Origin of the sequence: Amycolatopsis jejuensis (genome assembly GCF_000717335.1) — a bacterium.
GTDB lineage: Bacteria > Actinomycetota > Actinomycetes > Mycobacteriales > Pseudonocardiaceae > Amycolatopsis > Amycolatopsis jejuensis.
Genome location: NZ_JNYZ01000042.1, coordinates 75,578 through 86,068, shown reverse-complemented (window position 1 = coordinate 86,068; position 10,491 = coordinate 75,578). Strand labels below are relative to the sequence as shown.

The 10,491-nt window shown below is 68.4% G+C and carries 8 protein-coding genes; 3 read left to right on the top strand and 5 right to left on the bottom strand.

What is annotated here, in order from left to right:
* Both OO71_RS40600 and OO71_RS40595 read left to right on the top strand, forming a co-directional pair.
* The coding region (locus OO71_RS40600) for a Fe-Mn family superoxide dismutase (protein WP_033295374.1) at positions 1 to 118 on the top strand (118 nt) is incomplete at its 5' end.
* A gap of 91 nt (positions 119 to 209) precedes the next feature.
* Positions 210 to 1,013 (top strand): arylamine N-acetyltransferase family protein, encoded by an 804-nt coding sequence (locus tag OO71_RS40595; protein WP_033295390.1) that lies wholly within the window; start codon positions 210 to 212, stop codon positions 1,011 to 1,013.
* A gap of 850 nt (positions 1,014 to 1,863) precedes the next feature.
* Here the strand turns inward: OO71_RS40595 and OO71_RS40590 are convergent.
* The 3 genes from OO71_RS40590 to OO71_RS40580 form a co-directional block, all read right to left on the bottom strand.
* Positions 1,864 to 3,120 carry an MFS transporter gene (locus OO71_RS40590; protein ID WP_033295373.1) on the bottom strand — a complete coding sequence of 419 codons (1,257 nt, stop codon included), beginning with the start codon at positions 3,118 to 3,120 and terminating at the stop codon, positions 1,864 to 1,866.
* A 119-nt stretch (positions 3,121 to 3,239) separates the two neighbouring features.
* A complete protein-coding gene (locus OO71_RS40585) occupies positions 3,240 to 3,671 on the bottom strand; it encodes a MarR family winged helix-turn-helix transcriptional regulator (protein ID WP_033295372.1) in 432 nt (143 codons plus the stop codon).
* Positions 3,672 to 3,713: 42 nt separating this feature from the next.
* Complete coding sequence (locus tag OO71_RS40580) at positions 3,714 to 5,168, bottom strand: NCS2 family permease (protein WP_033295371.1); 1,455 nt, start codon at positions 5,166 to 5,168, stop codon at positions 3,714 to 3,716.
* A 118-nt stretch (positions 5,169 to 5,286) separates the two neighbouring features.
* Between OO71_RS40580 and OO71_RS40575 the strand changes: the two genes are divergently transcribed.
* Positions 5,287 to 5,514, top strand: a complete 228-nt coding sequence (locus OO71_RS40575) for a DUF2530 domain-containing protein (protein WP_033295389.1) — start codon at positions 5,287 to 5,289, stop codon at positions 5,512 to 5,514.
* 80 nt (positions 5,515 to 5,594) lie between these two features.
* Here OO71_RS40575 and OO71_RS40570 read toward each other — a convergent pair whose 3' ends face one another.
* Entirely contained in the window at positions 5,595 to 8,390 is a 2,796-nt protein-coding gene (locus OO71_RS40570; protein WP_033295388.1) for a sacsin N-terminal ATP-binding-like domain-containing protein, read from the bottom strand.
* Positions 8,387 to 10,462 (bottom strand): DUF3027 domain-containing protein, encoded by a 2,076-nt coding sequence (locus OO71_RS53510; protein WP_425388743.1) that lies wholly within the window; start codon positions 10,460 to 10,462, stop codon positions 8,387 to 8,389. Before OO71_RS53510 ends, OO71_RS40570 begins: the two co-directional genes overlap by 4 nt.
* Between the last annotated feature and the right edge of the window lie 29 nt (positions 10,463 to 10,491).

The window sequence follows — 10,491 nt, the reverse complement described above, 5'->3', positions numbered from 1 at the left end:
TTACAAGAACGTGAAGCCGGATTACGTCAAGGCGCTGTGGAACATTTTCAACTGGGCGGAGATCAGCAAGCGGTTCGACAACGCCGTCGCGGGCGGCAATGGCCTGCTGCTCGGCTGAGCTGTGCACATGTGGGGCCCGGCTCGAGCGGCCGGGCCCCCTGCTTTTTTCGCTTGACCTGGAGCGCACTGGAGGTGTGAGAGTGGAGCACATGGACGTCGACGCCTACCTCGCCCGCCTGGACCTGCCGGTCCCCGCCGCGGCCGACCTCGCCGCGCTGCGGTTGCTGCAGGAGCGGCACCTGCGGCACGTCCCGTTCGAGAACCTCAGCGTGCATCTGGGTGAACCCATCGACCTCACCGAGGACGCCCTCTTCGACAAAATCGTGCGCCGCCGCCGCGGCGGATTCTGCTACGAGCTGAACGGACTGTTCGCAAGCCTGCTGGTCGAATTGGGCTTCGACGCGACCCTGCACGCCGCACAAGTCTTCGGCCCCGACTGCACCCCCGGCCCACCCCTGGACCACGCCGCGATCCTCGTCCGCCTCGACGACGACGAATGGCTGGTGGACGTCGGCTTCGGCAGATTCGCCCGCCACCCACTGGCCCTGTCGGCCGTAGAACCCCAACGCGACCCCGACGGCGAGTACCTCCTGCTGGACGCCCCATACGGCGACGTGGACGTCCTCCGCGACGGCAAACCGGAGTACCGCCTGGAACGCCGACCACGGCTGCTGACGGATTTCGCCCCGATGGCGTGGTGGCAGTCGACGTCCCCGCAGTCGCACTTCACGCAGAGCCTGACGTGCTCCCGCCCCACCGCACAGGGCCGGGTGACCCTGTCGGGACACCGCCTGATCGAAACGGTGGACGGAGTACGCCACGAGGTGGACCTCCCGACGGACGCGGCTGTGCGGCTGGCGTACCGGGTGTATTTCGGCATCCGGCTCACTCGCCTGCCGGTCGTACCGGGTACACACCCACTGACCCGGAATCCGACACTGAACCCTTCCTGACGCCGGGCTTTCCGTCTGGCCACTCCTGCTGCCTGGTGAGCTGGACTTGTTCCCGGCCCGGTGCGGCGGTCACGGCCTGATCCAACCCATCACCGTTCACGGCCCACCTCCCGGGCTGTCTTGCCCAACCCGCGACAACCCCCGACCATGAACGAAGCCCCGCATCCCGGGGTTCCCAGGTTGCGGGGCTTCGTCCGTTCCCGAACTGACTGCCGCTCCCACCACGAAGCGGACATGTATGAGGTTAGCCTAACCTCATGAACCCCCGCAACCCCGATCCCGCGGAGACTCCCGTCTCACTCACCCGAGTGACAACTTCCGCCGGGCCCCGACACCCGGCGGGCAAGCCCAGCACGCCTCTCCGCAGGAGGCCTCTCAGTAGCACGCGGGATTCACCCCGGCAGCCAGCGCGCCCCTTCCGCAGCTGGCCTCTCAGCGGCATGCGTGATCTACCCGGCAGCCAGCACGCCCCCTCACGAGCGCCCGTGATTCGCCCGGCAGCCCACCCTCACCAGCACCCCGTGAACCACCAGGCAGCCAGCACCCCTCACCAGCACCCGTGAACTACCCGACGGCCAGCACCCTCACCAGCACCCGTGAACCCACCAGGCAGCCCACCCTCACCAGAACGCGTAACCATCCAGCAGCCAGCGCCCCTCACCAGAAACGCGTGAACCACCCGACGGCCAGCACACCCCTCGCAACCCCGGCAGCCAGCACCTCACCAGAAGCGCGTGAACCGCCCGGCAGCCAGCCAGCGCCCCTCACCAGAAACGCGTGAACCACCCGGCAACCCAACCCCGTCAGCCCAAACCCGGCACCTCAGCCGCCCAACCACGAAAACCGCAGTTCAAACCCGTTCCCGAGGCAAAATCCGCAGCCCATTCCCCAACCGTCGAGGCAGCCGCACCCCGCCCCGGCGGATCAGCACCACCGCGCACACCACCGCCGCCACCGCTGAGACCGCGCCCCCGATGTAGAACGGCGATCGGCCGCCGAACGCGTCGGCCATCCAGCCGGTCATCGGCCCGCCGATGGGGTTCCCGCCGATCAGCACGAGCACGTAAATCCCCATCACGCGGCCGCGCATCTCCGGCGACACCGACGTCTGCACCAGCGCGTTCGCTGTGTTCAGGAAGGTGATCGTCGCGAAGCCGAGCGGGATCAGGCCGATGCCGAACGCCAGGTACGTCGGCATGAACGCCGTCGCGAACTCGAATACCCCGAGCAGCGCGGCGGACACCAGCATCAGCCGCACCCGCGGACGGCTCTTCGCCCCACGCCGCGCGGAAGCCAGCGCGCCGGTGAAGGTGCCGACCGCGACGAGCGTCGACAGCAGACCGTAACCGTCCGCCTGGGTGTGGAACACGTTCGCGGCCACGATCGGGAGCGAAGTGAAGTAAGTGATACCGAACGTGCTGACAAAGAACATCAACACCATCACGGTCACGAGGTCCGGCCGCCCGCGGACGTACCGCAGCCCCTCCACGAGCTGCCCCTTCGCGCGCGGGATCGCCGGGCCGCGGAACAGCTTCGCCGGGTTCATCAGCGCGAGCCCGCTGATCACCGCGATCGTGCTCACCGCGTTCGCGATGAACAGCCACCCGGTACCGACCCAGGTGATCGCGAACCCCGCGATGGCCGGGCCGACGATGCGCGCCATGTTGAAGATCGACGAGTTCAGCGCGACCGCATTCGTGATCTGGTCGCGGCCCACCATCTCGGCCACGAACGACTGGCGCGTCGGCACCTCGATCGACGACGTGATCCCGAGCATCACGCAGAGCAAGTACACGTGCCACAGCTGGGCGACCCCGGTCAGGTCGAGCACGCCGAGCACTACTGCCTGCACGCAGTTCACCGACTGGATGATCATCAGCAGCCGCCGCTTGTCCACGCGGTCCGCAAGAACGCCGGCCCACAGCGACAGCAGCAACGTTGGCGTGAACTGGAGCGCGACGGCGATGCCGAGCGCCACCGGGTTGTTGCCGGAAAGCGTGAACACCAGCCAGTCCTGGGCGATGCGCTGCATCCAGGTACCGATGTTCGAGATGACCTGGCCGCTGAAGAACAGCCGGTAGTTGCGGACCCGCAGCGACGCGAACATCGTGCGGCGTGGTTTTGGTGTGTCGGCAGCAGGGGCGGAACCGGGCGGCGGTGCCGTGTCCCGGGTAGCAGCGGATTGGGCCGGACATCCTGTTTCGCTACCCGTGGTGGTCACCTGTGCTAGTTCCCCGCCATCCTGTCGATGATCTCGGCGGCGCGGGAGAGTACTTCGAGCTCTTCCTCGCCGAGTTCGGCCAGTTGCCGGTCCAGCCACGCCTCCCGCACCGAGATGGCCTTGCGCACGTAGGCAAGCCCGTCGTCCGACAGCTCGACGATGGCCTGCCGACCATCGGTCGGATGCGGCCTGCGATCGACGAAACCCATCTCCTCGAGCGCGGCGATCACCCTCGTCATCGAGGGCGGCTGGACGCCTTCCTTCGCGGCCAGCTGACCCGGGGTCAGCGGACCGCATTTGTGCAGGGTGGACATCGCCGCGATCTGCGTGAGCGACACGTCGTCACCCACCCGCTGCGCCCGGAGCCTGCGGTTGAGCCGCACCACCGCGAGCCGCAACCGGCTCGCGAGAGAGCGCTCGGCCGAGTCCCCGGACATATAGTTAGCATACCTCACGACCGGTTGTCCCTGCTTGTGACGTCAGCCGAGCGCCGACTGGATGGGTCCCACGGCGAAGTACGCGACGAACGCCGCCGCGATCACCCACATGAGCGGGTTTACCTGCCGGGCTTTGCCGGTGACCGCGCGGATCACCACATAACTCACGAAACCGGCGCCGATGCCGTTCGCGATCGAGTAGGTGAACGGCATGACCACGATCGTGAGGAAGGCGGGTAGCGCGATCGAGAAATCGGTGAAGTCGATGTCGCGGACCTGCACCATCATCAGCGCGCCGACCACCACCAGCGCAGGCGCGGCGGCCTCGACCGGCACCACTTGGTACAGCGGCGTCAGGAACATCGCGGCGAGGAACAGCAAACCGGTCACCACGTTCGCCAGCCCGGTCCGCGCGCCCTCGGCGATCCCGGACGCGGACTCCACGAACACCGTGTTCGAACTGGCCGACCCGAACCCGCCGGCCGCCCCCGCCAGGCCCTCGACGAACAGCGCCTTGCCGACGTTCGGCAGCTGCCCGTCCTTGCTCACCAGCCCGGCTTCCTTGCCCAGACCCGTCATCGTGCCCATGGCGTCGAAGAAATCGGCCAGTACCAGGGTGAACACGAGCAACACCACGGTGATGATCGGCAGCCGCGTCCAGGCGCCGAAGGACACGTCGCCGACCAGTGACAGGTCCGGCAGGCCGACGACCTGGTCCGGCAGCGCCGGGTAACCGAGGTTCCAGCCCTTCGGATCGGTGCCGCCGGACGGTCCCGCCTTCACGATCGCCTCGACCACGATCGCGAGCACGGTCGAGCCCAGCACACCGATCAGGATGGCGCCCTTCACGCGTTTGGCCACGAGAATCGCCGTGAGCAGCAGGCCGACGACGAATACCGCGGTCGGCCAGGACGCAATGGACCCGTTGATGCCGAGGCCGACCGGCACTGTCGTGTGCGCGGCGTCCGGCAGGCGTCGCACGAACCCGGCGTCGACCAGTCCGATCAGGCAGATGAAGAGCCCGATGCCGACCGCGATCGCCGACTTCAGCGCGGCAGGCACGGCGCGGAACACCGCCGTGCGGAAGCCGGTGAGCACGAGCAGGACGATGATCACGCCCTCGATCACGACCAGTCCCATGGCTTCCGGCCAGGTCATCTGGGGCGCAATGGTGACCGCCAGCAGGCTGTTGATGCCGAGCCCGGTGGCGATGCCGAACGGGTAGTTCGCGACGAGGCCCATGAGGATCGTCAGCACGCCCGCGACCAGCGCGGTGACGGCCGCGACCTGCGGTACCGGGAGGATGTGGCCGAGCGCGTCCTTGTGCGCGGCGGGGGTATCGGCGGCGAAACTGCCGATGATGAGCGGGTTGAGCACGACGATGTAAGCCATGGTCACGAACGTCACGACGCCGCCGCGGATCTCCCGCCCGGTGTTCGACCCGCGTTCGCTGATCCGGAAGAAGCGGTCCAGCGTTGACCCGCGCCGCTGCGTCATTGCCCCACCTGTCTCATTGCTACCCGTGTCTTATTGCCCGCGTGTCTTGTTGCCCGCGTGTCTCGTTGCCTGCCGGGGTAGGCTCGGTCCCGTGGACGAACCGGACGTTACGGCCTCCCTGCAGCGCACGCCGGATCTGCCGAAACGGCTCACCGACCTGACGCCGGTGGTGATCGTAGGTACCTCGCTGTGGACGGTCGCACTGGTGGTGCTCTTCTTCGTCGCCGAAGGCGTGTGGGTGCAGACCGCGCTCGCCGGTATTGCGCTGGGGTTCATCGGGTTCGGGATCATCTTCTGGCAACGCACGGCGGCCCGGCGCGGCTCGAAGTCCGCGCAACGGCTCTGACGGTCAGTTCACGCGCTCGACGCGGGTCTTCCAGCCGGTCGGTTCAGCGTCAGTTCCAGCAGGCGCGGGTCTTCCAGCGGTCAGTTCAGCAGGGTGCGCGGTGCGGGGTCTTCCAGCAGCGCGGTGATGCGGTAGCGCTCGGCCCAATGGTCGCTCGCCCAGGCGAAGGCGCGCGCGAGGCCCTCCGATGTGTCCGCAGCGTGGAGGCGATCGTCGGACCACCACGGCACTTCGCACGCCTTTCCGTCCACCGTCACGGTGAGCGGATCGTGCAGCAGCACGCCACCGTCGGGCAGCGCGATGCCGAGCTGGTCGGCGGCGAGGGCAAGCGCGGGCAGGTCGGTCCAGACCACATACTCCCCGGTGCTGTCGACGTGCACGGACAGGCTGCTCGCCAAGGGAACGTCGAGCAGCTCCGCCAGCCGCTCCGGTTCTTCCGGCGCCACAACGATTTTCGCCGGTTCGAGGGCCGCGGCGAACCACGGGACATCGAGGACGACAGCGTCGGCGGCGACGGTTCCATCGGCTGCCCGGACCCGCGCGGGCGCGTCGAGGTCGTCGACGTCCACCGGCGCGGCCACCAGCGCGACGTGCGCGCGGGCGACCAGTCCGGGCGTCGGGGTCCGGGCCGGATCGCCGAGGCGGTCGAGCAGATCGGCCACGTCGTCGGCGGTGTCGAGGTCCAGCCCAGCGCGGACACCGGCCGCGCGGAGCAGGTCTTCGGGAAGATCTTCAGGGACCGGGTCGTACAGCCCAGCCAGGTCCTTCGCCTTCGGCAGCCGCCAGCTGCCCGACGGTTCGCCCGCCAGCAGCGCGTACCGCTTGAGCCACCATCCGGCGTGACCATCCGGAATGGACAGTGCGTGCCAGGTTTCCGGTTGCGCCGCAAGGAGTTTCAACGCGGCAGGCCAGGATTCATCAGCTACCAGGTCCAGGTCACGAATGGCGACGACCGTCGTGGGCGGCTTCTCGAACGAGTCCCACCACAGGTCTTCGTCGGGAAGACAGTGGTCAGGCTCGTGCGGTTCCTCGTCGCGGACCACGGCGAACGTGTCGAGCACCCCCGCGGCGACGAGGGTCTCAGTGGGCCAGTCCTCGGCGAATTCCTCGTCCAGCACGGAAAGCGCGCCATCGGTTTCGAAGACTTCGGGGTCGATGATGTCGAGCAGAGGGGATGTCGGGAGCACGAGCTCGTCCGCGCGTCGCCAGCCTTCCTCCGCAGGCAGCGCTAGCGCGCCAATCCATTCCGGCGCTTGGTCACCACAGTCGGCGACCAGGCGGAGCACCGCCCCGGCGAGCGTCATACCGTCCAAACCGGACTGGACGTCGGTCACGCTGTGCTCCACCGCGTACTGCAGCTGTTCGGCTTCAAGCAACTGCCGCGCGTCAGCGTGCTTGGCGCCCAACCGTTCCAGCAATTCGTGCGCCGCCGCCGGGTGCACCAGTCGTAGCCCTGGAACGTCCACATCGGACAGCAGCTCTCTCAGCTCACTGCTTCCGTCGACGAGCAACGCACCCCTCGCACCCGGCAACGTCCGCCCGTCGGACAGCGGAACCGGCAACCCCTCCAGCTGCGCCGTCGTCACCGCATGACTCTCGACCGCGACCGCCAGGGTCGCATACAACCGTTGCCACCACTGGGGTTCCCGCTCGACACCGGTGAGGGTTTCGAGGATGTCCGCCATGGTGAGCACCTGCACCGAAACCGGCTTCAGCTGTCGTGCCGCTGCGGGTGTCGCCTGAACCAGCCCGGGGAAGACGTCGACGAGCAGTTCCGCCAGCCCGTCGATCTCGAGTACCCGCGCTTGCCTCCCGCTGGTCTCCCCGCCATCCACTGTGGACAGCCAAGTTTCCTCGGCGAGAGCTTGGTAAATCATTTCCTTAAGCTCGGAGTCCACAGTAGACTTGGGAAACCCCGCCAGCGGAACGAGTTCGAACCGATACTCCGGCGCCAGCGCCCGCACCAGTCCGACGTACTCACCCGCCGCCTTCTCCAGCGCTTTGGTCAGATCGGCCCCGGGCAGCACCCTCCGCCGCGACGGCTCCAACGGCACCGCCGCAATCAGCCGCGCCGGAAGGGAAAGCGCTTCGTCAGTGGGTGTCGGCGCATGGAGAACGTCACTCTCCAACGGCTCAGGCACCCCGTCCGCGTCGACCGGCACCGCCCAGGACCCGTACGTAATCCATCGCTGTTCTTTTTGCGGGCCACTGATCTTGACGATCTGTTCACCACTGCGAGTCCACTTGCGACCGTCCACCTCGACCTCGGCCAGCCATGGCAACGCCAGCAAGAGGTCCCCGACCTCGTCAGCCAGCCGCTCGAGCACCCCCACCCCGGATTCCTTGAGCGGCAACCGAACCTCAGTATCGAACCCAGCAGGCGGCTGTTCTGTGACCGGAAACGGAAGCCGCAACACGGGAACGTCCCCGCTTCGCCCGGATTCCTCCCTCGTACGCTGCGCCGAAAACGCGACACTCCCGGTCGTGGAGACGATCCGCGGCTCGTCGGTGATGGTCAGCACAGCCGCAAACCCGACCCCAAACCGCCCGACGGTCCCCTCTTTCCCGGACGCCCGCAACGAAGCAAGCGATTCGACCCCGCGCGCGTCCAGGGGTGCGCCGGTGTTCGCAAACCGCAACTCACCGTCCACAATAGACACCCGGACCCGCCCCGGCTGCTGTGCCAGCTGCGCCGCATCAGCCGCATTCTGCGCCAACTCGACAAACACCCGATCCCGATACGCGCCGACGCGCAAATCGCCCTCGGAGTTGGTGTCCTCGATGAACCGGGTAGGAGAATCAAGCCAGGAAGCAAGCACGGACGCCCGCAACCGCGCCGTCCCGAACGGATCGGGAACCGCAGAAACGTCACTCACCGAACGACGCCACTCCCGCCGCCCCACCCAGGCTGAGCATCCCCAGCCGGGTCGGTGCTTTCGACAGGAGAATCCTCCTGCGCCTGGGTTGGCGAGTCGTTTCGCGGAGCTGCCTGCGCGTGGGTTTGCGGATCGGATTGCGGTTGGGTTCGCGGAGCTGCCTGCGGTTGGGCTTGCGGCTCGGGTTGCGCAGCCGCTTGCAGGTCGGATTGCGGGGCAGTCTGTGGGTCAAGGTCGGGTTGGGGCTGAGCTTGCGGCTGGGCTTGCGCGGCTGTTTGCCCCTCATCCAGCTGCACGCCAGCCTGCACCCCACCCGATTCGACCCCGGTCCGCACCTCAGCCGACTCATCCAGCGACTGCGAAGCGCCCTCTCCACCAGCGGCAGCCTGGTCGACCGGCCCCGCTCCGGAAGCCGCAACTCCAGCACCACTCTCCGCGTCGACCTGCTCCGCCACGTCACCCGCGGGCGCCGCTTCCGCAGCATCCACGACATCAGCCACGTCAGCAGCGTCCGCCGCCTCAGCCACGTCCGCCTCGACAGCAACGGGCGTCACGTCATCCACTCGCGCCGCACCAGCCACCTCCGGCGCTTCCGCCACGTCAGCGCCCACCGCCGCATCAGTCACCTCCGGCGCTTCAAACACATCAGTCGGCTCCGCGAGGTCACCCACCGATGCCACGTCAGCACCCGCCGTCGCATCGGCCACCTGCGTCGCATCACTGCCGACTGGCTCACCGTCACCATTGCGCGGACCATCACCCACCGGTGCCGCATCAGCAGCCCCCGCCACGTCAGCACCCATTGCCACGTCAGCACCCGTTGCCACGTCAGCACCCATTGCCACAGCAGCAACCGGCGTCACGCTGCCGATCTCGCCACCCAGCGGGCGGTCACCCACCAGTGCATCCTCAGCAACCGGCGCCGCAGCAGCCTCGACATCCCCGGGCGGCTCCGGAGCATCAGCAGGATCGGTCACCCCGCCCGCCGCGGAAGCAGCAACCCCGGTAACCCCACCGTGCTCGGCAACCCCGGCAACCCCGGCAACCCCGGTAACCCCACCGCGCTCGCCAACCCCGGCAACCCCACCGTGCCCGGCAACCCCGGCAACCCCACCGAGCCCGCCAGCCTCGCCAAGCTCAGCCGTCGTTTCCCCCACCGCGACTTCCGCGGCGGCTTCCGCCTCCACCGCCGTCGCGGTCGCCGTTTCCTCCGCCGCCGCCTCGGCCGCGTCTTCCACCAAACCCAGATCCGCCACCCCCGCCACAGGAGCCACCGGAGCCACTCCAGCCACCGGAGCCCGAGAAACCCCACCGGCCAACGGCACGAAGTCGATCAGCGAATCGTCGTACACCAGTTCCGCCACCGGGACCGACGACGTCACCTCGACGCGGACCTCCGAATGCGCCCCGCAGCCGTACTCGACGTTGACGACGTGGCCGTCTGCCGGGGCGATGTCGTTCGTGCACGCGCCGAACGCGCCGCGCAGTGAGCCGGCGAGCGGGATGAAGAAACCGCAGGTCCCGCAGGTTGCCGGGGCGCTTCGGGCCATGTCCGAGCGTGGGCCGAACTCGCCGCCGTGCCAGCGGGTCGCTGCGTCGGTGCGGCCGTAGCGCGACAGCACCTGCGCCCGGCCCAGACCTGCCTCGTGCGCGACTTCCTCGACTGCCGGGTCATCCGATTGGAGGTACGCGGGCGTGAGCCGCGGGTCGTCCTTGTCCGCCGGGAAGAGGTCTCCGACACCGAGATCACCTGCCCGGACCCGCTTCTCCCACGGCACCCACACCGGCGCCACCAGCGCTTCCGGGCCTGGCTGCAGCGCCAGCTCACTCACCGTGACCGGTTCGTCCGGACCCGCCACCGCGACCGTGACCGACCAGCGCCACCCGCGATATCCGGGTACCGCGGCCTCGAACAGGTGACTCGCCGACACGGCGTCCTCGCGCTCCACGCCGACGTGCTCGCCGACCTGTTCGGCCGGCGCATCCGCCAGCACGGCCTCCCGCGCGGCGTCCACGGCGTCCGCGAGCTTCCGGTGGAGAGAGCCGTCGTCCAGGGTCAACAGCAGCGTCATGTCCCCAATTGTGCCGCACGCATCCGCGC

Excerpts from the sequence above, each read along its gene's own strand:
- OO71_RS40595 (WP_033295390.1), top strand. The coding sequence starts at position 210 with ATGGACGTCGACGCCTACCTCGCCCGCCTGGACCTGCCGGTCCCCGCC.
- OO71_RS40590 (WP_033295373.1), bottom strand. The coding sequence starts at position 3,120 with ATGTTCGCGTCGCTGCGGGTCCGCAACTACCGGCTGTTCTTCAGCGGC.
- OO71_RS40585 (WP_033295372.1), bottom strand. The coding sequence starts at position 3,671 with ATGTCCGGGGACTCGGCCGAGCGCTCTCTCGCGAGCCGGTTGCGGCTC.
- OO71_RS40580 (WP_033295371.1), bottom strand. The coding sequence starts at position 5,168 with ATGACGCAGCGGCGCGGGTCAACGCTGGACCGCTTCTTCCGGATCAGC.
- OO71_RS53510 (WP_425388743.1), bottom strand. The coding sequence starts at position 10,462 with ATGACGCTGCTGTTGACCCTGGACGACGGCTCTCTCCACCGGAAGCTC.